General features: G+C 66.2%; 21 protein-coding genes and 1 tRNA gene. 9 read left to right on the forward strand and 13 right to left on the reverse strand.

What is annotated here, in order from left to right:
* Positions 1-270 precede the first annotated feature (270 nt).
* From bioB to GGR13_RS15185, 3 genes are read left to right on the forward strand one after another with little or no spacing between them, the layout of a single operon-like run.
* Entirely contained in the window at positions 271-1,248 is a 978-nt protein-coding gene (gene bioB, locus GGR13_RS15175) for a biotin synthase BioB (RefSeq protein WP_425486105.1), read from the forward strand.
* Positions 1,249-1,303: 55 nt separating this feature from the next.
* Positions 1,304-2,311 carry a fumarylacetoacetate hydrolase family protein gene (locus tag GGR13_RS15180; RefSeq protein WP_183214419.1) on the forward strand — a complete coding sequence of 336 codons (1,008 nt, stop codon included), beginning with the start codon at positions 1,304-1,306 and terminating at the stop codon, positions 2,309-2,311.
* A 23-nt stretch (positions 2,312-2,334) separates the two neighbouring features.
* On the forward strand, positions 2,335-2,868 hold the full coding sequence (locus GGR13_RS15185) for a CcdC protein domain-containing protein (protein WP_183214420.1): 534 nt from the start codon (positions 2,335-2,337) through the stop codon (positions 2,866-2,868).
* 2 nt (positions 2,869-2,870) lie between these two features.
* Here GGR13_RS15185 and GGR13_RS15190 read toward each other — a convergent pair whose 3' ends face one another.
* The 6 genes from GGR13_RS15190 to rpmH form a co-directional block, all read right to left on the reverse strand.
* Positions 2,871-3,164, reverse strand: a complete 294-nt coding sequence (locus tag GGR13_RS15190) for a GIY-YIG nuclease family protein (RefSeq protein WP_183214421.1) — start codon at positions 3,162-3,164, stop codon at positions 2,871-2,873.
* A gap of 242 nt (positions 3,165-3,406) precedes the next feature.
* Entirely contained in the window at positions 3,407-4,525 is a 1,119-nt protein-coding gene (gene dnaN, locus GGR13_RS15195; protein WP_183214422.1) for a DNA polymerase III subunit beta, read from the reverse strand.
* Positions 4,526-4,657: 132 nt separating this feature from the next.
* Positions 4,658-5,299 carry a ribosome biogenesis GTP-binding protein YihA/YsxC gene (yihA, locus tag GGR13_RS15200; protein ID WP_183214423.1) on the reverse strand — a complete coding sequence of 214 codons (642 nt, stop codon included), beginning with the start codon at positions 5,297-5,299 and terminating at the stop codon, positions 4,658-4,660.
* Complete coding sequence (yidC, locus tag GGR13_RS15205; RefSeq protein WP_183214424.1) at positions 5,299-7,128, reverse strand: membrane protein insertase YidC; 1,830 nt, start codon at positions 7,126-7,128, stop codon at positions 5,299-5,301. Before yidC ends, yihA begins: the two co-directional genes overlap by 1 nt.
* Positions 7,125-7,553, reverse strand: coding sequence for a ribonuclease P protein component (rnpA, locus tag GGR13_RS15210; RefSeq protein ID WP_183214425.1), 429 nt, complete (start codon positions 7,551-7,553; stop codon positions 7,125-7,127). Before rnpA ends, yidC begins: the two co-directional genes overlap by 4 nt.
* Before the next feature lie 100 nt (positions 7,554-7,653).
* A complete protein-coding gene (gene rpmH / locus GGR13_RS15215) occupies positions 7,654-7,788 on the reverse strand; it encodes a 50S ribosomal protein L34 (RefSeq protein WP_013268133.1) in 135 nt (44 codons plus the stop codon).
* Between the two features lie 163 nt (positions 7,789-7,951).
* On the opposite strand from rpmH, the gene GGR13_RS15220 reads away from it, so the two are divergent.
* Positions 7,952-8,671, forward strand: a complete 720-nt coding sequence (locus GGR13_RS15220; protein ID WP_183214426.1) for a TVP38/TMEM64 family protein — start codon at positions 7,952-7,954, stop codon at positions 8,669-8,671.
* Positions 8,672-8,903: 232 nt separating this feature from the next.
* Positions 8,904-10,331 carry a sensor histidine kinase gene (locus GGR13_RS15225; protein WP_246347899.1) on the forward strand — a complete coding sequence of 476 codons (1,428 nt, stop codon included), beginning with the start codon at positions 8,904-8,906 and terminating at the stop codon, positions 10,329-10,331.
* A 17-nt stretch (positions 10,332-10,348) separates the two neighbouring features.
* Here GGR13_RS15225 and GGR13_RS15230 read toward each other — a convergent pair whose 3' ends face one another.
* The gene (locus GGR13_RS15230) at positions 10,349-10,630 is read right to left on the reverse strand and encodes a hypothetical protein (protein ID WP_183214428.1); all 282 of its coding nucleotides are present in this window, start codon (positions 10,628-10,630) and stop codon (positions 10,349-10,351) included.
* A gap of 163 nt (positions 10,631-10,793) precedes the next feature.
* Between GGR13_RS15230 and GGR13_RS15235 the strand changes: the two genes are divergently transcribed.
* The 3 genes from GGR13_RS15235 (at position 10,794) to chrA (ending at position 13,226) form a co-directional block, all read left to right on the forward strand.
* Positions 10,794-11,531, forward strand: a complete 738-nt coding sequence (locus tag GGR13_RS15235; protein ID WP_183214429.1) for a Crp/Fnr family transcriptional regulator — start codon at positions 10,794-10,796, stop codon at positions 11,529-11,531.
* A gap of 27 nt (positions 11,532-11,558) precedes the next feature.
* Positions 11,559-11,810, forward strand: a complete 252-nt coding sequence (locus GGR13_RS15240) for a hypothetical protein (protein ID WP_183214430.1) — start codon at positions 11,559-11,561, stop codon at positions 11,808-11,810.
* 210 nt (positions 11,811-12,020) lie between these two features.
* Complete coding sequence (gene chrA, locus GGR13_RS15245) at positions 12,021-13,226, forward strand: chromate efflux transporter (RefSeq protein ID WP_183214431.1); 1,206 nt, start codon at positions 12,021-12,023, stop codon at positions 13,224-13,226.
* A 7-nt stretch (positions 13,227-13,233) separates the two neighbouring features.
* Here chrA and GGR13_RS15250 read toward each other — a convergent pair whose 3' ends face one another.
* Positions 13,234-15,597, reverse strand: coding sequence for a TonB-dependent receptor (locus GGR13_RS15250; RefSeq protein ID WP_183214432.1), 2,364 nt, complete (start codon positions 15,595-15,597; stop codon positions 13,234-13,236).
* Positions 15,598-16,061: 464 nt separating this feature from the next.
* Positions 16,062-17,789 carry a gamma-glutamyltransferase family protein gene (locus tag GGR13_RS15255; protein ID WP_183214433.1) on the reverse strand — a complete coding sequence of 576 codons (1,728 nt, stop codon included), beginning with the start codon at positions 17,787-17,789 and terminating at the stop codon, positions 16,062-16,064.
* 221 nt (positions 17,790-18,010) lie between these two features.
* Between GGR13_RS15255 and GGR13_RS15260 the strand changes: the two genes are divergently transcribed.
* Positions 18,011-18,087, forward strand: a tRNA-Arg gene (locus GGR13_RS15260).
* Between the two features lie 29 nt (positions 18,088-18,116).
* Here GGR13_RS15260 and GGR13_RS15265 read toward each other — a convergent pair.
* The 4 genes from GGR13_RS15265 to GGR13_RS15280 form a co-directional block, all read right to left on the reverse strand.
* A complete protein-coding gene (locus tag GGR13_RS15265) occupies positions 18,117-18,827 on the reverse strand; it encodes a hypothetical protein (RefSeq protein ID WP_246347900.1) in 711 nt (236 codons plus the stop codon).
* A 111-nt stretch (positions 18,828-18,938) separates the two neighbouring features.
* The gene (locus GGR13_RS15270) at positions 18,939-20,276 is read right to left on the reverse strand and encodes a PAS domain S-box protein (protein ID WP_183214434.1); all 1,338 of its coding nucleotides are present in this window, start codon (positions 20,274-20,276) and stop codon (positions 18,939-18,941) included.
* 205 nt (positions 20,277-20,481) lie between these two features.
* Positions 20,482-21,093, reverse strand: a complete 612-nt coding sequence (locus GGR13_RS16895) for a response regulator (RefSeq protein WP_183214435.1) — start codon at positions 21,091-21,093, stop codon at positions 20,482-20,484.
* Complete coding sequence (locus tag GGR13_RS15280) at positions 21,090-22,544, reverse strand: sensor histidine kinase (protein WP_183214436.1); 1,455 nt, start codon at positions 22,542-22,544, stop codon at positions 21,090-21,092. The genes GGR13_RS16895 and GGR13_RS15280 overlap by 4 nt, the downstream gene beginning before the upstream one ends.
* Positions 22,545-23,053 lie beyond the last annotated feature (509 nt).

Genomic DNA, 23,053 nt, shown 5'->3' on the forward strand with positions numbered 1-23,053 from the left:
CGCGCTGCGGCGGAAAGCAACGGTGAAGGCGGGCAGAAGGTGGCCCCGGAGGACGAGTCGTTCGTCGACTGTGGCCGATACGCATCGGGAACTGTGCCAATCCTGGATCCCTCAGGCTGACCCGCGGCTGAACGTCGTTCGACAGAATTCGTTCATACGCAAAAACAGACCTCCGGCTTGCACCTCGCAGCGGGTTGGGACAGGACAGCGTCCATGGCCGATGACGCATTTCCCTTCCGCACCGTTCCACAATCCACGACCCGGTCCGACATGACCCTGCCGCGCCACGACTGGACGCTGGATGAGGTCGAGGCCCTGTTCGCGCGACCTTTCATGGAGCTGGTCTTCGAGGCCGCGACCGTGCACCGCGCCCGCTTCGATCCTTCGGAAGTCCAGAAGAGCCAGCTCCTGTCGATCAAGACCGGTGGCTGTGCCGAGAACTGCGGTTACTGCTCCCAGTCCGCCAGTTTCGACACGGGGCTGAAGGCCGAAAAGCTGATGGATGCCACCGCCGTCATCGCAGAGGCCATGGCCGCCAAGGCCGGCGGAGCCTCGCGCTTCTGCATGGGTGCCGCCTGGCGCGAGCTGAAGGACCGCGACACGCCGAAGCTGGCCAGCATGATCGCAGGCGTGAAGGCTCTCGGTCTGGAGACCTGCGCCACCCTGGGCATGCTGACCGCCGATCAGGCGCGCCAGCTCAAGGACGCAGGGCTCGACTACTACAACCACAACCTTGACACCGGCCCGGAGTACTACACCCAGGTCGTTACCACCCGGACCTATCAGGACCGTCTCGACACGCTGCAGCATGTACGCGACGCCGGCATGAGCACCTGCTGCGGCGGCATCGTCGGGATGGGCGAGAGCCGCCGCGACCGCGCCAGCCTGCTGCATGCCCTGGCGACGCTGCCGGAACATCCCGACAGCCTGCCGGTCAATGCCCTGGTGCCGGTCACCGGAACGCCGCTGGGCGAGCGCGTCCTGAAGACGGGCGAGATCGATCCGATCGAATTCGTCCGCACCGTCGCCGTCGCACGGCTGGTCTGCCCCGGGGCCATGGTCCGTCTGTCCGCCGGTCGCGAGACCATGAGCCCGGAGATGCAGGCCCTGTGCTTCCTCGCGGGAGCCAACTCGATCTTCGTGGGGGGACGCCTGCTGACCACCCCGAACCCTGAGCAGGACGAGGATGCCCGTCTGTTCGCTTTGCTGGACCTCAAGCCCATGCCGGTCGAGGGCACCATCGCCTGAGCAGATGCTCACGATCCCGCTTTTCAATCCGGCAAGGCGGGGCTAACCCTCGGGCATGAAACTCGCATCGCTGAAGCATGGCCGTGACGGCCGCCTCGTCGTCGTCTCCAGGGACCTGAACTGGTTCACCGACGCCTTCCTGATCGCCCCCACCCTCCAGGCGGCGCTGGACGACTGGGACCGGACAGCCCCCCTGCTGCGCGTCCTGGCCGAGAGCCTCGAGCATGAGGCCGTGCCGCGCGGTCGTTTCCATGAACGCGATGCCGCCGCTCCCCTGCCGCGCGCCTATCAGTGGGCCGACGGGTCGGCCTATGTTAACCATGTCGCCCTGGTGCGGCAGGCGCGGGGTGCTGAAGTGCCCGACAGCTTCTGGACCGATCCCCTGATGTACCAGGGCGGCTCGGACGGTTTCCTTGGTGCCCGCGATCCGATCCCGCTGATGGACGAGGCCTGGGGCTGCGACCTCGAGGCCGAGATCGTGGTCGTCACCGGCGATGTGCCCCGGGGCATCTCGGCGACCGAGGCGCTGGATCACATCCGCCTGGTCGGCCTGGTCAACGATGTCTCTCTGCGCAACCTAATCCCGGCCGAACTGGCCAAGGGCTTCGGCTTCGTCCAGTCCAAGCCCGCCAGCGCCCTGTCGCCGGTCTTCGTCACGCCGGACGAACTGGGTGATCGCTGGAACGGCGGCAGGCTGTCGGGAGCCCTGACCGTCTCCCTGAACAACGCCCCGTTCGGCCAGGCCGATGCCGGCACCGACATGACCTTCGATTTCGGCACCCTGATCGCCCATCTGGCAAAGACCCGTTCGCTGGTCGCCGGAACCATCATCGGCTCGGGTACGGTCTCCAACCGGGACGCCGACGGCGGTCCGGGCCAGCCGGTGTCCGAGGGCGGCCTGGGGTATTCCTGCATTGCCGAGGTCCGCACGGTCGAAACCTTGAGCGGCGGGGCGGCGGTCACACCGTTCCTGAAGCATGGCGACACGGTTCGCATCGAAATGCTTGACGAACGTCACCACTCCATCTTCGGTGCCATCGAACAGGTGGTCGAGGCTGGCTGACCTGCAATCCGGGGGGATTTTCAGTGCGAGCGAGCGACCTTCCAGCGATCCTGCCCATCGCCATTCCGCTCGGGATCGCGGTGGTCCTGTTCCTTAAGCCAAGGCGTGAGCGACCGTTGCATATCGGCCGGCTGTGGATGGTCCCCGTGCTGGTGACCCTCCTGATCGGGATGGGACTGGCCTTCACGCCCCATGATCCCTTCGGCCCCGTCGCCTACATCGGCTTCGTGGTTGCCGCCGGTCTGGGTGGCCTGACCGGCTGGTGGCGGGCCAAGACGGTGTCGATGCGCTATGACGCCGATGCGGCTCAGGTCATGGCCCGGACGTCGAATTTCGCCGTGCTGGTGCTCGTCGGTCTGATGGCGCTGCGCAGTGCCGTCAGGCTCTGGCTTCAGAATGCCGACCTGGGCCTCAACATCGGCGCGGTCACCGACGCCTTCCTCATCTTCGCCATCGGACTGGTCGTGGGTCAGCGCGTGGAAATGTGGATCCGGGCCAGGGCCCTGAAACGCGGTGGCGCAGGTGCGTCAATGCTCGCGCCCGGACGAGCGAGCTAGGTTCAATCCACCAGTCCGAACCTGTCCATCAGATCCACGCAGCCGGGATTGGATCGCTCGATCAGTTCCAGCTTCCAGATCCTTTTCCAGTCCTTGATCTGACGCTCGCGAACGAATGCAGCGTGGCGCGTTTCATGGCGTTCGAACCAGACCAGGAGCGCCACGCCATACCGGCTGGTGAACCCGCCGAACCGACCGCTGCGATGCTCGTTCACCCGCTTGATCAACTGGTCCGTCGAGCCGGTGTAGAGCGTCCCGTTCCGCCGGCTGGCCAGGATATAGGGGAAGAAGGTCATGAAATAACCAAAACACGAAGTTCTGGCCACAATCAATCAAAGATAGTTTCTAAATCCGCTCATCCCGGCGAAAGCCGGGACCCAGTTCTTTGGCTAACTGGTATGTAGCGTTTCGGGCCAACGCTCATCCCGCGCACGGCGCCTCACAACAACACTGGGTCCCGGCTTTCGCCGGGATGAGCGGATCTTAAACAGGAGCCCTGAGCGGAATGTGAGAATTGGGCCCTGAGCGGGTCTGAACCCTAGACCCGCAGCGGCATCAGAACATACTGGACGCCCGGATCGCCCGGATCGAGGACCAGGGTCGGGCTGGCGGGATCGGCGAAGCGGAACGTGGCGTTCTCGCCGGTGATCTGGCCGGCCACGTCCAGCAGGTAGCGGGCATTGAAGCCGATCTCGAACGGCTCGTCGGAATAGCCGATCTCGACCTCCTCGACGCCCTGGCCGGCCTCCATGTTGCGCACCGTCAGGGTGACTCGGTCCAGTTCGAACGCCAGCTTCACCGAACGGCTCTTCTCGGCCGAGATGGTGGCCACGCGGTCGACCGCGCCCTTGAAGACGGTGTTGTCGATGTCGGCCTGTTTGTCGTTCCCCTTGGGGATCACGCGCATGTAGTCGGGGAAGGCCCCGTCGATGACCTTGGACGTCAGGGAGGCGTGGCCGAATTCGAACCGGATCTTCTGCGGGCTGACCTGAACCTCGACCGGGCCGGAGCCGTCGTCCAGCAGGCGGCGGACCTGGTCGATGGTCTTGCGCGGCACGATCACGCCGGGGCCGCCAGCAGCGCCCTCGGGTGCCGGGGTCTCGGCCAGGGCAAGCCGGTGCCCGTCGGTGGCGACCGCGCGCAGCAGGGGAATGCCCGCCTCCGCCACCGTGTGCAGGTACAGGCCGTTCAGATAGTAGCGCGTCTCCTCGGTCGAGACCGCGAACCGGGTCTTGTCGATCAGCCGCGCCAGGTCTTCCTTCATCAGGGTGTAGCGGGTGCCGCTGGTGTCGGTCGACATGACCGGAAAGTCGCCCGCCGGAAGGACCGGCAGGTTGAACCGGGACCGGCCCGCCGCGACCGTCAGCCGGGGATCGTCGCCATTATAGGTCAGGGCGACCTCGGCCCCTTCCGGCAGTTTGCGGACGATCTCGTACAGGGTGTGGGCGGGGGCGGTGATCTGGCCCTCGACCTGGACGGTCGCATCGGCCTGATCGACCATCTCCATGTCGAGGTCGGTGGCGGCGAACGACAGGGTGTCGCGACCGGCGCTCAGCAGGACATTGGACAGGATCGGAATGGTGTTCCGGCGTTCCACCACGCTCTGAACGTGCCCAAGGGCCTTGAGGAGCGCGGAACGTTCAATGGTCAGCTGCATGGGGACTCGGCTCGGCGTGCGGCGGCGAGCGAGTCGCCGCTGGGACAAGGGCTCATGACACTAGCGCATTGACGGCGTGGAGCAACGGGGCAGGGCGCGATCATCGGGGATCGAACCCCGTGCCTGTGGGCTTCAGAGCACCGCGCCGGTCGTGCGCATGATCTCGGCGCGCAGTTCCGGCATGCCGGTGCCCTTTTCCGCCGAGGTGACGATGACGGCGGGGAAGGCGGCGGGGCGTTTGGAGACGCCCTTCAGCGTGGCTTCCCGGACCGCCTCGGCCTCGTGCGGCTTGATCTTGTCGGCCTTGGTCAGAACGATCTGATAGGACACGGCTGCCGTATCCAGGGCGTCCAGCGCCTCGGTATCCACGGCCTTCAGCCCGTGGCGCGCGTCGATCAGCAGATAGACCCGTTTCAGCGTGACCCGGCCCCGCAGATAGTCGCGGCCCAGATCCTGGAATTTCTTCACCGTCGTCTTGGACGCCTTGGCCCAGCCATAGCCTGGCAGGTCGACCAGTCGCGTCTTGCCGTCCAGGTCGAAGAAATTGACCTCGCGCGTCCGGCCCGGCTCGTTGGAGGCCCGTGCCAGCTTGTGCATGCCCACCAGGCCGTTGATCAGGCTCGACTTGCCGACATTCGAGCGCCCGGCAAAGGCGATCTCGGGCAGGTCGGGGTCCGGCAGCTGCTCGATCTTGGCCGCCCCCATGACGAAGGTCGCCGGCCGCGCGAACAGGATCCGCGCGGCCTCCAGTTCCTCGTCGGTGAAGTCGGTCATCAGGCCGACTTGAACCGGGCAAAGAAGGTGTCGATCGGGTTCTCGGCCTTGAAGCGGTGCATGATGTAGTACTGCTGAAGGATGCCCAGAATGTTGTTCCAGGCCCAGTAGACCAGCAGGCCCGCCGGGAACACCGCCATGATGAAGGTGAAGATCAGGGGCATGAACATGAAGATCTGCCGCTGCACCGGGTCGGTCGCAGGCGGGTTCATCGCCGTCTGCAGCCACATGGTGAAGCCGTAGAAGATCGCCAGGACGCTGAGCGCCAGGGTGAAACCGCCGCCGGACCCGCCGCCCAGCAGTCCGCCGATCAGCGGCGCACTTGCCGGATCCCAGGGGATCAGGCCGAACAGGTTCCAGATATTGGTCGGGTCCGGCGCCGACAGGTCACGCAGCCAGCCGAAGAACGGCGCATGCCGCATCTCGATCGTCACGTACAGCACCTTGTACAGCGCATAGAAGACCGGGATCTGCACGAGGATGGGCAGACAGCCCGCCAGCGGATTGATCTTCTCGCGCTGGTACAGCGCCATCGTTTCCTTCTGCTGGGCCTGGGGGTCGTCTTTGAACTTGGTCTTGATCTCCTCCATCTTGGGCTGGAGCAGACGCATCTTGGACAGGCTCTCGTAGCTCTTGTTGGCCAGCGGGAACATGATCAGCTTGATCGTCGCCGTCAGCAGCAGGATGGCCACGCCGAAATTCCCGACCAGGCCGTAGAAGAACTCCACGACGAGGAAGATCGGTCGCGTCAGGAACCACAGGAAGCCCCAGTCGATCGCATAGATGAAGCGCGGGATGTCGAGGCGCGTCTCATAGGCCGACAGGATCTCGTTGCGCTTTGCCCCGGCGAACAGGTGCTGGACCTCCTCGACCTGACGGCCCGGCTGGATGGTACGCGCCTCGCCCAGCATCCGGGCCTCGTGGATGTTCGTACGCTCAGGATCGGTGATGACGAACTGGGCCTCGATCTCTTCCGTCTGCGGCGGGATCAGTGCGGCCATCCAGTATTTGTCGGTGATGCCCAGCCAGCCGCCGGTGGAGGTGAAGTCCTGACGCGGCTCGTCGGCCCACTTGCCGTACTTGATCTGTTTGGTGATGGCCTTGCCGTCGTTGGAGAAGGTACCGATCGCACCCTCGTGCAGGATCTGCTGCTTGCCCAGGACGGCGGGGACGCCCTGGCGCTCGACGCGACCATAGGGGGCGATGACGATCGGCGCCGTGCCCAGATTGGCGACGGTATCGGCGACCGTGAACATGTAGTCTGTGTCGACGCTGACCACCCGCGTGAAGCGCAGGCCCTGGCCATTGTCCCAGGTCAGGGTGACCGGGGTTGTCGGTGTCAGGGTCTGGCCAGCCGTCAGCCGCCACAGTGTATTGGGCCCTGGTACGCCGCCAGCGACGTTCTGGCCGGTCCAGCCGAACTGGGCGAAATAGGCATGCTCCATGCCCTGCGGCCGGAACAGCTCGACCAGGGCGGCGTCCGCATCGATCGTTTCGCGATAGTTCTTCAGGAACAGGTCGTCGATCCGTGCCCCCTGCAGCGACAGCGAGCCCTGGACCCGTGGCGTATCGATCCGCACCCGTGCTGCGGTGCCCAGGGCCTGGGTCCGGTCTGTCGTGAAGATGGCGCTGGACGGGGCCGGGGCGGCAATCGAGCCGACCGTTCCGGCTGCAACCCCTGCCGTCTCGGCTGTCTGGGCGGCCTCTGCGATCTGGGCGGCCCGCATGCGCTCGGCCTGCGGGCGCATGACGAAGAACTGGTAGCCGATCAGAATGACCATCGTCGCGACGATGAAGATCACCGTATTGCGCGTATTCTCGTTCTTCATTCGGGTAAGCGGTCCTGGCCGGGAATATCGCGAGGTTTGTGGGCAGCCGTGTGTTGAGGGGTCTGGGCCGCGCCCTGCGGGGTCGCCAGCCTTGTAAGCGCCGATTTCACATCGTCAAGCAGCCGGTCCCATTCACGGCCCGTCGTGCCCATGCGGGCGATCAGCACATAGTCGCTGCCGGCCACGCCATGAAGCGGAACCAGAGCCCGTGCCGCCTCGCGAAGGCGTCGTTTGGCGCGGTTTCGCACGACGGCACCCCCGACCTTGCGGGTCGCGGTAAAGCCGACGCGGATGGAGGCGTCTTCGTCGCCGCGGTCCAGCCGCTGCACAACGACAGCGCCGCGGGCCTGGGAAACGCCCTTCGCGGCCGCCAGGAACTGGGGCCGCGAAGTCAGACGTTCGATTTTGGGAGTGTCACCCTGCATTCCGTTTACCCCGGTCGATCCCGGGACCCAGTCCTGTCGCGTAACCGCTGTGTGCTGGGGGTCCCGCCTTGCGACGGGACAAACGAACATGGAAGGTCGCTTAGGCCGTAAGCTTCTTGCGGCCCTTGGCGCGGCGGCGCGCAACGATCTTCTGACCGTTCTTGGTGGCCATCCGCGAACGGAAGCCGTGACGGCGCTTGCGCACTAAACGCGACGGCTGATAGGTCCGCTTCACGATCGGCTCCTCGGGTTGAAAGGGTCGCGCCAGACAGAAAGCGTCCGTCGCGGGAAGGGCGGGCGTATAAGTCGAAAGCGGACAGGCTGTCAACGCCGCTGAACACGATGCTCGCGGCCCGAAGGCCCGAAAGAGCAGGAAACGCCAGCGAGAGGAGGGCGATATGAGACTGATCCGCCGCTTCTGGCCCCTGGTGGCCCTGGCCTGCGTCATCGCCCTGATCTTCGGCATGGGCTGGAACCGCTATCTGTCGCTGGATACCCTGCGCGACCATGGCGAAGCCCTGCAGGCCTATTGTGACCGGCATTATGTCCTCAGCCTGCTGGCGCTGGTGGCGGTCTTTGCCGTCCTGACGGCCAGTGTGGTGCCGGGTGTCTTCTTCGTGACCATCACCGCCGGCTATCTGTTCGGGCCGTGGGTCGGCGGGATCGCGACCTCGATCGCGGCCACCCTCGGGGCCCTGGTCGTCTATGCCGTCGCCCGTTCGGCGCTCGGGGATGTCCTTCGCAACCGCGCGGCCCGCGATGCTGGCCTGATGCAGCGGGTCTGCGATGCCATCGACCGCGACACCTTCTGGTATGTGCTGGCCAGTCGTCTGGCGGTCGTGGTGCCGTTCCATATGATCAATCTGGCGGCGGGTGTCATGGCGGTGCGGCTGACGCCCTATACGATCGCGACCGTCATCGGCCTGTTGCCGGCTCATTTCATCTACTGCTGGATCGGGGACAGCCTGCATGACCTGCTGCAGGTCGATCCCGATCCCGATATCCCGTCGCTCTTCTATGCCTTCTGGGCCCCGATGGCGGGCGTGTTCGTGCTGGCTGTCATCCTGCCCCTGGCCATGAAGACAGTTCAGTCGCGTCTGAAGCGGCGTCCGGCATGAAATGGGATCCTTCATGCTCCCTTCCCCTGGAGGGGGAAGGGCCGGGGATTGGGTGGAGGCAGCCTGTCAAAGGGGGGCTTCAACACCCGGGCCTTGGGCGCCGGGTGAACGCAAACCATTGGTGCCAGCGTGCCTCCACCCCATCCCAACCCTTCCCCCTCCAGGGGAAGGGCTCGCGCTTGCTGGAGCTCGCCTGCGTCGTTTCTGCTGCGAGGCCGGCATGAAGGCCCTCATGCCCGGTCCAATTCGCCGTCTGGCCGGACGCCCGCCGTTCCAGGCCCCCGACGGCCTGTCCTCGCGCCTGCTGCTGCTGACCGCCGTCTTCACCGTCGCAGTGGGGGGGCTGATCATCGTGCCCAGCGCCTCGTCCTTCCAGGAGCGCTGGCTGCGCGACCGGATCCAGTCGGCCGAACTGGCCTCGGTCGGGGTCGAAGCCCTGCCCTACAATGCCGTGTCCGACGAGGTCGCCGAACAGCTGCTGCGCATCGGCGGCGTGTCCGCCGTGGCCGTGAGCGAGGAGGGGGTGCTGTCACAGCTGCTGCAGGCCCCCAGCCTGCCCCGCACGCCCGACTTCATCGATCTGCGCAACCGGCCTCTCCCCCTGCGCCTGACCGACCCCTGGCGCACCCTGACGGGGCACCCGGACCGCTCCATCCGGGTCCGGGCCGAGCCCCGCTACCGCCCGGGCGACTATATCGAGGTCCTGGCCCCCGCCGAGCCGCTGAAACAGGAACTGCGGACCTTCCTGCTGAACAGCCTCTTGGTCTCGGTCCTGATCTCCGTGCTGGCGGGCACGCTGCTTTATGCCTCGCTGGTCTTCCTTGTGATCCACCCCTTGCGGCGCGTCACGCGATCCATCGAACGCTTTGCCGGCGACCCTGAGCACGCCAGCCCCGACCCGTCCGACCGCGCCGACGAGATCGGTCGGGTCGAGCGCGAGCTGGCCCGGATGCAGGAGGAGGTCCGCCTGTCGCTGCGGGCCCGCGCCCGTCTGGTCGCGCTGGGCGAGGCGGTGGCCAAGATCAATCACGACCTGCGCAACATGCTGACCTCGGCCCAGATGGCGTCAGAGCGGCTCGCGAGCTCCGCCGACCCCCAGGTCGCCGCCGTCCTGCCGCGCCTCGAGCGGGCCCTGGGCCGGGCCGCCGCCCTGACCCGCAATGTGCTGGACTATGGCAAGAGCGAGGAACCGGCCCCCCAGCGCATCCGAATCCCGCTGGCCGCCGCGACAGCCTCTGCGGCCGAGGATGCTGGCCTGGAGCCCGAAGGGGTCCGGCTGACCCGCTCCATCCCCGCCCGGTTCGCCGTCGATGCCGATCCGGACCAGTTGCACCGCATCCTGGTCAATCTGATGCGCAATGCCCGCCAGGCCATCGAGGCCGATGCCGGTCGCGGCGACCGCAAGGGCCGGGGCACGGTCCGCCTGACGGCAGAAAGCCGGGATGGAATGACCGTGATCCGGATCGCGGACGATGGCCCCGGCATCCCCCAGCGCCTGTCCGAACATCTGTTCGAGCCCTTCGTCAGTTCCAAGGCCTCGGGCGGCACGGGGCTCGGCCTGACCATTTCGCGCGAACTGGCGGCCAACCACGGCGGCGAGCTGAAGCTGGTCGAGACCGGCCCGCTGGGCACGACCTTCGAGCTCCGCCTGCCGGAATAGCCCGGGCCTCGTCTGCGTCAGTCCAGCAGGACGTCCCGGCTCAGGCTGTTGCCGATGGCATCCAACAGTCCCAGCGACTGTCGAAGACTGGCGGGTGAATCGCCCCTGTCCGCGGCACCATCAATCTTCACCTCGATGGCCGTGTCGACGATGTCGACCGCGTCAGCCACGGTGATAACCTGGCGCGAGATCAGGCCATGGATCAGGCTCTCGATCAGCAGCATCGCGGCCTGGCCATGGGCGTCGGGGCCATGAGCGGCGTCAAGATCCGTTTTGTCGTTGGACTGGTCGATGGACATGCTGCGGATTCCTTCGGCGCACTTCTGGCCGAGGGAAGGTTCGCCCGAGCCGCCGCTTGACTGGCTTTCTAGGGGACCGTCCGGCGTTATCTATCACCTACATCAACAATGAACTATAACTTTGATCAATATCTAAGCCTGAGCTGGCGTGTGATGGTGCGCGATGAGTAACCGTTTCGTCGAAAAGCTGAACGGGTTCTCGCGCCTGTCTCCAAATGACATTGCTGCCCTGACGGCCGCCACAGCGGATCAGAGGCTCTACACCGCCCGGCATGATCTGATCCGCGAAGGCGACCGACCCGGCCCGGTCTTTGTCGTGCTCGACGGTTGGGCCTGCCGCTACAAGATCCTGCCGAACGGTTCGCGACAGATCCTGGCCTATCTGATGCCGGGTGACAGCTGCGATCTTCATGTCGGCCTGCTGGCCGAAATGGACCACAGTATCCAGACGATCACCCCCGCCCTCGTGGCGACGATTTCCCGTCCCGAGATGGATGATGTTTTCACCCGCTATCCCGGCATCGCCAAAGCCTTGTACCTGTCGCAACTGATCGACGAAGGCACGATGCGGGCCTGGATCACCAGCATGGGTCGCCGGGCCAGCATTGAGCGCGTCGCTCACCTGATGTGCGAACTCTACCTCCGGGCCCACAACATCGGCATCACCCTCGAACCGCCGTTTGCCCTGCCCCTTTCACAGACCATGCTGGCAGACTCGCTCGGCATGACGCCGGTTCACCTGAACCGGGTGCTGAAGGAACTCCGCGGCACCGGCGCGATGACCCTCCAGCGCGGCAGCCTCATCATCGAGGATCCGGTTCAGCTGAACCGGATCGCCGGCTTCGACGAGAACTATCTGCACCGCCGGTTGCGGACGGCCTTTGCTGGCCAGGACCGCTAGGGAACAGGCACCCCCGCATCTCAACCTATGTTCGCTCGCGCGCTGCGGGCGCGTGCCACGGTCAAGCTGCCGCACATGCGGCTGGGCACGGGGAGTGTGGGCATGTTCTATTTCTGTCTGGTCGAAACCGACCTGCTTCGCCCCCACCTCGAATGGCTTCCGGGCGAGACGCTGGGGGCCGCACAGCGCTTCGAGCGCCAGATCCCCGACCAGCACCGCAAGCCCGCGGCGACCTACATCTATGCCGAGGATGAGCGGGTGGACATCCCCTTGCCCTGACAGGCCGGGACCATTCCCCCGGGGTGACTTCTGCCTTGTCCGAGCCGAAGCGCTCCGTTAGGCTTTCCGCACGGGCCGTCGCGGACGCCCGTCCAGACGGCCCGCCGTCCAAGGTCCGCTCCTTCAGCCGCACGTCGATGTGCGGGGTTCGGAGCGCGTATTGTGTCGGATCTGACCCACGATTCTTCAGATGACCCTCGTCCGGCCCGGATGAGCCTCCCGGCCCTGTTCGGGCGGTTCCTGATGTTCGGCTGCCTGGCCTTCGGCGGGCCTGTGGCCCAGATCGCCATGATCCGGCGCGACCTCATCGAACGCGACCGCTGGATGTCGCCAGGCCATTTCAACCGGCTGCTGGCCGTCATGCAGGTCCTGCCGGGACCGGAAGCCCACGAGCTTTGCGTCCACCTCGGCATACGGGCCAGGGGGCGGCTGGGCGGTCTGCTGGCCGGGATCGGCTTCATGCTGCCGGGCCTCGTGCTGATGATGGCGGCTGCCTGGGCCTATGTGACTTTCGGGCCCGGACAGGCCGGGCTCGCCGCCACCTTCCTCGGAATCCAGGTGGCGGTCCTCGCCGTGATCGTGCGCGCGGTGCACCGGATCGGCCAGCATATCCTCGAGGATCGCCTGCTGTGGAGCCTCGCGATCATCGCCGGTGCCGCCACCCTGCTGGGCGTCAGCTTCTGGATCGTTCTGGCCGGGACCGGTCTCGTCTACGGGCTGGGACACGCCGGGCGCACCCGCCTGGCCATCGCCGCCGGTCTGTTCGCGGCGACAGCGGGCGCGGTCGGGCTGATGCTCGCGGCAGAAAGCGGCGTTGGCTGGCCGTCATTGTCCCGCCCCGATTTGGGCGTCGCGAGCACGGGAGCGACACAGGCCGGGGCGGCCGGCATCCTGGCCCTGTTCCTTGCCGGGCTGAAAGCCGGGCTCCTGACCTTCGGCGGAGCCTATACGGCCATTCCCTTCGTCCGTGCCGACACGGTCGGGCGGGGCTGGGTCAGCGAAGGCCAGTTCCTGGATGGTGTGGCGCTCAGCGGCGTCCTGCCCGCACCGCTCGTCATCTTCTGCACCTTCGTGGGCTATGTGGCGGGCGGACCCCTGGGGGCGCTCGCGATCACGGCGGGTGTGTTCCTGCCCGCCTTTGCCTTCTTGATGATCTTCTACGAGCGGCTCGAGCGGGTGATGGACATGGCGGGGCTACAGACCCTGCTGGCCGGGGTGGCGGCCGGCGTGGTGGGGATCATCGCCGCCACCACGCTCCAGCTGGCGTGGGCAACCGTCCCGCGCCTGCCCACCCTGTGGCCCGCCCTGCCGATCTTCGCCGCAGCCCTTGCGATCGTCTACCTCTGGAAAAGCCGGTTCAATGCGGTGGTCATCGTGGCCCTGGCGGGTCTTGCCGGCGCGCTGGCCTTCGGCTGACCCGCCCTCAGTACCGCGCGCGCAGGGTGACGCCGACGGTCCGCGGGTCGCCCGGATTGCCGATCACAAGGCCCGAGTTGCCGGTCTGGATGCTGACGAACTGCAGATAGTCCTCGTCCAGGGCATTGCGGACAAAGATTTGGGCTTCCCAGCCGGCGTCGGATCGATAGCCGGCTCGCAGGTTGACCAGGCCATAGCCGTCGATCCGCGCATATTCTGAAACCGCCGCATCGGCGAAATAGGCCGAGCGATAGCTGGCGTCGGCCCCGACCAGGATCTCGCCCCCGGTCCGCTCCACCCGCCACCGGTATTCGCCGCCGATGGACCCGGCCCAGGGCGACACACCCGGGAACTCCTTGCCCGACAGATCGCAGGCTGCGGTCGCGGGGCCGATCCGTTCGAGCGGGCAGGGGCCATTGGCAAAGGACGCATACTCACCGTCCGTCCAGGCAAGATTGGCATACAGGTCCAGCCGGTCCGTAGGCCGCGCGGTCAGGTCCAGTTCGACGCCGCGAATCTCGACCTTCTCGACATTGGCCAGATAGCCGCGCAGTGCGCCCGGCCCCGCATCGACCACATTGGCCTGGAAGTCCGCGATCTCGGTGTAATAGGCCGCGAGATTGGCCGTCAGGCGCCGGTCGAAGCTCTGGGTCTTCAGCCCCAGCTCATAGGTGGTGACCTCTTCGGGGTCGACCTCGACGCTGTTCAGGGCGGGCAGGCCGTTGGCCAGGGTCGGCAGGCCCGCCATGTTGATGCCGCCGGACTTGAAGCCCCGGGCATAGGAGCCATAGACCAGCACGTCGTCGTTGATGTCGTAGGAGGCGGCGATCTGGCCCGATACGCTGCCGTCCGAGATCTCGGCGGAATAGGTCTGGGGCCGCGCAATACCCAGGCGACGCGAGATCAGGGTCGCATCGGTCGTCACCAGCCCTCCGGCCGTCGTCGCCGTATAGGTGCCGGACTTGGACTCGTCGGTGTAACGCAGGCCCGGCGTGACACGGAACCGGTCCGTGATGTTCCAGGTGAACTGACCGAAGACCGCCCAGGACTCGGTGTTGATGCTCGACACGTTGAACACCTTGTAGCCGTCCAGCAGGGCCGAGGGGACGGTCGGGCCCAGCAGCCAGTAGGACGCATCCCGGCCGTATTCGGTGACCCCGTCGGTATCGATCGTCTGGTCGAAATAATAGAGGCCTGCGGTCCAGTCGATCGTCCGCGACCCCTGCGAGCCGATGCGGAACTCCTGGCTGAACTGGTTCTGGTGGGACGGGTTGGCCGACTGCCGGATGATGTCGAGGGCCGTATAGTCGCGATCGTTGGCGGGCTCCCAGTCCCACTCGCGATAGGCCGTCACCGAGGTGAAGCCGATGTCCCCGAAATCGTAGTCGACGATGGCCGAACCGCCTGCATGCCACTGGTCGGCCTGGATGTCGAAATCGACATCTGACAGCCGGTCATAGGGGTTCAGGCTGGCAAGCGCATAGGCACGGCCCGCCGCCAGGTTCGGAAACTGCTGGGCGGCCGGTCGCTGCGTCGGTCCGTAGGTGACATAGACCTGGGCACAGCAGTTGGTCTCCTGACGGCTGTGATCGCCCGACAGGCGCACGCTCAGCCGGTCGTCGGGCTGGATCAGCAGCTGTCCCCTCAGGCTCAGGCCGTTCACGTTGTTCTGGTTCTCGCCATTGGTGACATTGGTCAGAAAGCCATCGCGCTGGTTCGACACGAACGACAGGCGTCCGGCAACCACATCGCCATACAGCGGCCCTGCAACCGTCCCCTTGATCTGCCGCAGACCATAGTCGCCGATCGTGACCTCCCCCACGCCTTCCAGTGTGAACGTCGGGGCCCGGGTCGTGATGTTCAGCGCCCCCGCGGTCGTATTCTTGCCGAAGAGGGTGCCTTGCGGCCCGCGCAGCACCTCGATCCGGTCGATGTCGATGAAGTCCAGCGTCGCGGTGGCCGGACGGGCATTGTAGACCTGGTCGACATACAGGCCGACGCCCTGTTCCAGACCGTCATTGGCCAGGCCATAGCTGGCCCCCAGACCCCGGATCGTGAAGGACGTGTTGCGCGGGTTGGAACTCAGGATCTGCAGACTGGGCACGAGCTGCGTCAGCTGCCCCACATTGCTGGTTCCGGTACTGTCCAGCAATTCGTTGGAAACGACACTCAGGGCGATCGGGATGTCCTGGACATTCTCCTCGCGTCGCCGCGCCGTGACCACGATGTCCCCCAGTCGGGCGGTCGGCGATCGGTCCGGACCAGGCGGTCCTTCGGCCGACTGGGCCAGGGCCGGGCCTGCCACCAGTATTTCTAATGCGGCGACACTGCCGAGCCAGAGCCGTCGTCGATGCAATCCGCTGCGTTTCATGCCCGATAAATCCCTCACACCCCGGTTCCATGGGGCCCATAGCTCAGGATTATGAGGAGATCAGATCCCGCACGAGCGAGATTCGTTGGGCTCCATCGATAGCTCTTCTGGGGGTCTCACGGGTGACGCGACACCGGTTTTCGGGCCCGCTTCTGTGGCCGGTCTGAGAGACCTGACCCCTCCAGTCCGCACAAATCCCGCGCGTGATGCCCGTCAGAACAAGCGCTTGCCTGAAAAGAGCAGGCGATGTTCCAGCACGACCCGAACCCGTGGGAGACTGCACACCGGTCTCTGACATCCCGGTCCTGTTCCAGCCCTTCCAGACTCTCTGGAGATCAAGACGATCAAGACGATCAGGACGGTTTTTTTTTACTGACCCCTCTCCCGGCGGGAGAGGGCTTGAGGCTCGCAGAGCGAAGCGATGCGTCAGCCGAAAGGGTGAGGGGCCAAAGCCCCCCGCGATCCTACTGGGTCCGGGCCACGCCCTCGCGCCGGTCGTCGGCGCCGCCATCCCAGCCCCAGCCGGCCGGACCCTGTTTCCAGAAGCCCCCGTGCAGGCCCGAGTTCTCCGACGCATTGGGGCGCAGGGTGATCCCGTTGGCGTTCAGTCCGTCGCGCAGCGCCGGCGAGAACCGGTCGGTATCCGCGCCGATCCCGGTCCCCCGTGCCACCAGATTGGGCAGGTCGAAGGCCGCCTGGGTGTCCATTCCCCAGATCAGCGTCCCGATCAGGGCCTTGGCATTGTAGGCCAGGATCGAGGGTCCGCCCGGTGACCCGATCGCCCCGACCAGCCGCCCGCGGGCATCCAGCACGATCACCGGCGACATCGACGACCGGGGCCGCTTTCCGGCCGCCACGGCATTGGCCGCCGGCCGCCCCTGGTCGTCGGTGGCGCTGAACGAGAAGTCGGTCAGCTGGTTGTTCAGGAAGAAACCGCCGGTCATCCGGCCCGAGCCGAAGATGCTCTCGACCGTGGTGGTCATGCTGACCGCATTGCCCTGGTCGTCGACGACCACGAAATGCGAGGTGCCGGCGACCTCCCGGGTGGCATCCCCCGCCCGGAACACGCCACCGGGCGGATTGCCGGCCTCGACAGGCCCGGTCAGACCGGGGGCCAGGGCCGCGCGCTCGGCCACATAGGTCTCGTCCAGCAGCCCCTGCACGGGGACGCCGACGAAGGCCGGGTCCCCGACATAGCGGTCCCGGTCGGCATACATCAGCCGCTGGAGCTGGGCGAAGGCGGTCCAGGCCTCGACGCTGTCGGGCCCCTGATCGATCGCCGGGGTCTCTTCCGCCATGGCCAGCAGTTGCAGGACCGCCAGGCCGCTCGACGGCGGGGGCGGCACGCAGACCACATAGACCCGGAACGGACGGCACAGGGCACCGCGCTCGAGGGGCACATAGGCGGCAATATCGGCCTCCGTCAGCCCGCCGGGACGGGGGGCCTCGGCCACCGTGGCGGCGATCCCGGCTGCGATCGGCCCGCGATAGAAGGCCTCGGCCCCGCCCTCGGCCAGCGTCCGCACGGTCCGGGCATAGTCCGGGTTCCGCAGGGTGTCGCCGGCGACATAGCGGGTCCCGTCCGGCTTGGTGAAATAGGCACTGGCCCAGCGGCTTCGCGCCTGGCCCCGGGTGCCGGCGATCATCCCCGCCAGCCGCGGCGACACGGTGAACCCCTCGTCGGCCAGCCGCTCGGCATCGCCGAACAGCGAGGCCCAGGGCAGCACGCCATGCGCCTTCTGCGCCATGCCCAGCATGGCCACGGCGCCCGGTGCGCCGGTCGACCGTCCGCTCAGGATGGCATCCGGGACCGACAGGGTCCGGCCGTCCTCGACGAAAAGGTCTGGCGTAGCCGAGGCCGGTGCCGTCTCGCGCCCGTCATAGGCCGTCACCTCGCGGGTATCGGCGTCGTACAGCATCATGAAGGCCCCGCCGCCCAGTCCAGACGACTGGGGCTCGACCAGTCCCAGCACGGCCTGGATCGCCACGGCGGCATCGACCGCCGTCCCGCCGCGCCGCAGCACCGCCATCCCGGCCTCCACCGCCAGGGGATTGGCCGCCGCCACGAACGGCCCCCGCGCCATCGGGGCCTCGGCCACGACCGGCACGACCGGTGCCGGACCCGACGCTGTGCGGGCCACGCCCTGACAGGCCGCCAGCGCTCCTGCAGCGACCATGACGACGGCAGTCATGCCCGCCCGCCGCTGTGACTTCGGACCGGGCCGGAAAGGGGAGGTCAACGGGCGCATGGGCGACCCTCTTCTTGCAGGACGACAAACGGGGAGGCCGTCACGATTAGGCCGCCACCCGCCCTTCGCCAACCCCGGACACACGAAGTCAGAATCCCGGCCGATCCCGCTTGCACTCCCGTCCCCCCTCCGCTAAAGACCCGCCCTCGCCGAAAGGCCTGTGCGCGCCCGTAGCTCAGCTGGATAGAGCATCAGACTACGAATCTGAGGGTCGGACGTTCGAATCGTTCCGGGCGCGCCATTTTCTCCTGCAATCCGTCACCTCGCCCCCTAGGGCATGGCCGAGGCTCCGAGCAGGCCGATCGCGACCACCAGGGCTCCGCCAATCAGGCCGCTGATCTGCACGGCCAGCATCAGCAGGATGGCCTTGCCGATGCCGGCGAGGGTGGTGCGGAACCAGCGTCCCCGGCCCATGCGAAGGAAGGCGATGACGCCCAGGAGGATGACGACAAGGGAGATGAGCGCTGCCAACGGGCTTTTGCCATACGCCCACCAGGTGAGGGGGAGGATGAGCACGGTCCAGGCGCACAGCCAGGCGAAGGCGGCCCTGAATCCGCGCCGCCAGCCCAGGTCCTCTTGGTCCCAGAGCCGAAGCAGCGGAGCCGCAGCCAGGGCATAGAACAGGGACAGCAGGGGCACCATGACCAGCGTCATCCAGCCGTCAGCGTCGGCGGCGAAGGCATCGGTTGACTTGCCCGACCGTTCCTGAAGCGCGCCCATCATGTCCGGCGGCAGGCCCTCCAGCATGTAGCCAGCCCCGCCACGCAGGAACAGGACCAGCATCAGGAAGGCGTTCAGGGCGAGATACAGGCGCAGGGGACGGGCATAGGCCCCCCCGCCTTCGGCCCCCTGTTCCATCCAGGCCTGGAGCACGCCGGCCGGTCGCAGGACGAGCTGTTTGACCGTGACGAATTCGCGCCCGCCGAACCCCAGCATATCATCGGCCAGGGCCGCCCCCGGCTTGTCTGCATCAACCATCATGCCCCCCTTGTCCTCCGGGGTCCTGTCGGGGACACGGGAGTTCTCCAGACACGATCAACCATCGACTGTTCGCGGGCAAGGCCTCTGCTGACGCAGGCAGCAGATCCGGTCTCAGAGCGGGAAGGTCATTTCAACAGCCAGGCCCGTGGCGGTCCATTGCCGGTCGATCCGGCCCCGAAGCTGGCGCATCAGGCTGTTCTTGAGGATCGAACCGAACCCTTCCCGCTCGGGTTCGACGACCTGTGGGCCGCCGGTTTCCTTCCAGCTCAGCCTTACCTGACCGTCGTCCACCCGCCAGGTGACCGAGACGAAACCGTCGCCCGCGCTGAAGGCCCCGTATTTGTTGGCGTTGGTCGCCAGTTCGTGCAGCAGCATGCTGATGGGTTGCACCTGCTCCGGCGACAGGGACACCTGCGACCCCTCACAGGCGACACGGTCCCCCGGACACAGGGCGTCCAGCGAATCCCGTACCACGTCGCGAAGCTCGCCACCTTCCCAGCGGCGGCTGGCCAGGGAGGTCTGCGCCCGCGACAGGGCGTCGATACGACCCGCCAGGGTCGCCTTGTAGGTCGCCAGATCATCGGCTCGGGTCAGGTGAACCAGCGAATGGACGATCGCGAGGACATTGCGCGACCGGTGGTCGACCTCGCGCATCAACAGGTCCCGTGCCTCCTTGTTGCGTCTGTCCTCGCTGATGTCGCGGACCTCCACGACGGTACCGACGACATTGGTGCGCTCATCGCGGACGGGGCTGGCCGTAAAGGCGACGGGATAGAAGGACCCGTCCTTGTGCACGAACACCTCCTCGCCCTGGGTGCCGGCATTCCTGGGGAAGGCGCGGTCGATCGCGCACTCCGACAGGGGAAAGGGCCGTCCGTCCGGGTAGGAGTGATGGATCACGTCGTGCAGGGGCCGCCCCGCGGTCTCGGCGAAGGCGTAGCCCGTCAGCTGTTCGGCCGCCTTGTTCATGAACACGCATTGCTGGCGGTCATCCATCAGAAAGACGGACATGGTGGTGTTGTCGAGAATGGCGTCCAGGCGTCGGGTCACGTCGCGCAGGTCCGACTCGATCTGCTGTCTTTCAGTAATGTCCTGGATGGCGGCGTAGAAGACGCGGTCACCCTGTTCCTCGAACAGCTGGAGCCTGACGGAGACGCTGTACAGGGTGCCGTCGCGACGACGGTGGACCGTGTCAAAGTCGAGGCGTTCCACGACCCCCCGGATCAGGGGCTGGACCAGGGCCACGAAGGCTTCCCTGCTGATTTCAGGCTTGATATCCCAGGGCGTGAGGGACCTCAGTTCGTCAATCGTATAGCCGAGGTTGTCGCGCGCGCCGCGGTTCACGATCCGGAACAGATAGTCCTCGGCGCCGAAGACATAGACCTCGCTGGCCGCATCCTCGACGATGCGCCCGAGGCGATCGTTGGTCACGCCTTGGATGGTGGTCATCGGCCGGGGACCCTCGTTCACAAAAGCAGAGCCGTCCCGGCATGCTAGAGGCGCACTGCCGAGGCCGCAATGTGATTGAGTCCTTTCGCGATTTCCAGCCTGCGGGTCCTGGATGAGGGTGGACACGTGGCGGTGAACCGGGCGCACCGGGACATGCGCGAAAGACCGTCATCCCTGCCGGGGTTCAGGCCGTCGGTCCGGATTATCAGGCGGCCGACAGGGTCACACCGATTCTGACCAGCGCCGACAGCGTTGGAGCCTGCATCTTGTCCATGACCTTGGCGCGGAAGATCTCGACCGTTCTGGGACTGATATCGAGATCCAGGGCGATCTCCTTGTTCGATTTGCCCTCGATCAAGCCCTGGAAGACCTGGGCCTCGCGCGGGGTCAGCTGGCTTCGCCGGGCCTCGGCAGCCTTGCGGGCCTCCTGTGCCCCTTCCCACTCCGCCAGGTGTCCGATGCAACCCTTCACGGCTTCGATGAGGCGACTGGGATCGAAGGGTTTCTCGATGAAGTCGGCTACGCCCATCTTCATCATCTGGATGACCATCGGCACGTCGGCATGCCCGGTAATCACGATGACCGGCCAGGCATGGCCGCGGGTTTCGGCGAGGCGACGCACCACCTCGGTCCCGTCGAAATCCGGCATGCGCACATCGGTAATGACGCAGGCCGAGGGCTCGTCAGGCAGGTTGTCGAAGAAGTCCTTGCCGCTGGTGAAGCCCCGGGCGCGAATCCCCTGAACGCGCAGGAGCGTGAGCAACGAGTCCCGGACGGCCTCGTCATCCTCGACCACGAAGACCGAATGGTTCTTCACTCAGGCTCCATTTCCTGCTCGCGCATCAGGCAGAAGCTGAAAGCCGCCCCGCCAAGGACGCTTTTCTCCACCTGAAGCACACCTCCATGACTCTCGACGATAGTTCGAGTCACTGACAATCCCAAGCCCATTCCGCCGGCCTTGGTCGTCATCAGGGGCCTGAAGATCGTGTCGATCTTCTCGGCGGCGATGCCGATTCCGTTGTCCTCGACCACGATCTGGAACTCGGCGTCGCTCAGGACCCGCCCGACGATCCTCAACTGCGGGTCCGCCGTGCCGGCCAGCGCCTCGACGCCGTTCCGGACCAGATTGACCATGGCCTGCTGGAACTGGATGCGATCGGCCCGCACGCGGTCGTGGACATCGTCGATCTGGATCTGGATCTGGACCCCGCCCGCCCGTTCGATCATCGAGAATACACCGGCGAGGTCCGCCACCATGGCCCCGACGCGCTCCTGCCCCAGGCTGCGCGCCTGGTGGGCCAGGAGTTCGCGCATGCGACGGATGATCGAGCCTGCGCGCAGGATCTGGCCCTTGGCCAGCTCGATCGTGCGTCCCGCGCTCTCTCCCATGAGTCCGGCCCGCGCCACGTCCACCTGGCTGGCGTGCAGATAGGTTGTTGCGGCGCTCAGCGGTTGATTGAGCTCGTGGGCGAGGGTGGCCGCCATCTCGCCAAGGGAGTTCAGTCGCCAGACACGGTTCAGCTGGGCATGCAGATCCCGGGCATGGGCATCGGCGGCGTGTGCCAGGCTGAGGTCGGTCAGGCACAGGATCAGATGATCGCTGGCGGGCTGCTCGGGCAGGACGCCGACCTGGACGTTGAGGGGGAAGGTGATCTCGTTCTCGCGACGTCCGGTCCAGACATGGTCGTTGGGGCCGACCGACGCGGACTCCTCGATGGCATCAAAGCCATCGATAAAGGCCGATACGGGCTTCCCCACGCTGGCCTGGGTTGTTCCGAAAAGCTGGCAGGCGGGGTGGGTCAACATCTGGATCATGCCCTCCCGGGTGACGGTCATGACAGGCACGGAGGCAAGGATCGTCTCCAGCATGACCTGGCGCCGGTCCAGATGCACGGAAAGCTGATCGGTGCGCCGCCGATAGGCCCCGAGCTCCCAGAAGACTTCGGCCAGGAGCCAGGCGATGACCCCGAACAGCATGGAAAGTGCCAGGGCGGGCAGGTCGGTCGGAAGGGCAGATGTCCAGATGTTGGCAGCCGTCGTGATGGCCAGCACGAGAAAGGTCGGCTTGCGTCCCGTGACCGTGGCGCTCAGCCCGACCGCGATGATCGGGAGAAGATAGAAAAGATGGCTCTCCGTTCCGATCCAGATCCGGGGTGCCAGCGCCATGACCGCAAGGCTCAGGGCGATCAGCCAGGCCTGAAGGCCTCGCCGCCTTGCAAGGCGGGGCAGCAGGGGGTGGTTGGCGGTGGCGGGCAACAGGGGTGTCATCGCTGTGCCCGTCCTTCACGAAATGCCGGAAACCCTGACGGTGCCGGGATGGGGCGTTGAAAAGGAGCCTCGTCTTCCTTGATCCCGGCAAACAGAATCGAACGGAGTTTAAGTAGTCCTACCTAGTCTGTGATTCATCAATAATATTAGCGTTGGGACGACGTTGAGGCTCCTTCTACAGAGAGAGCCCCGTTACGCAAAATGCCAGCGAATCGTCCTGTGTCCATGCGTCTGGCGCGATCCGGGCTGCCGCTCCGGATCGCCACGCCCCGCGGCGCGGCGCGGCCTGTCGCCGGCTTGGCGGAACGCCTTGCAGTCCGATCGGCCCTCGCCATCGCCCTGGCGTCTGACGCGGTCACGGGCCTGAAGACGTTCGGTTGCAGCCTTGCGGTGCAGAAACATCAACCCGTCACAGCGACGGCGATTGGGGAGGGTTGCTGATGTCGGTTGAGTTGAGGCTGGGATCGGTGCTGGACATTCATGCGGCGGAGCCGTTGCGGGTTCAGTTG

This window comes from Brevundimonas variabilis, assembly GCF_014199945.1.
Classification (GTDB): Bacteria; Pseudomonadota; Alphaproteobacteria; order Caulobacterales; family Caulobacteraceae; genus Brevundimonas; species Brevundimonas variabilis.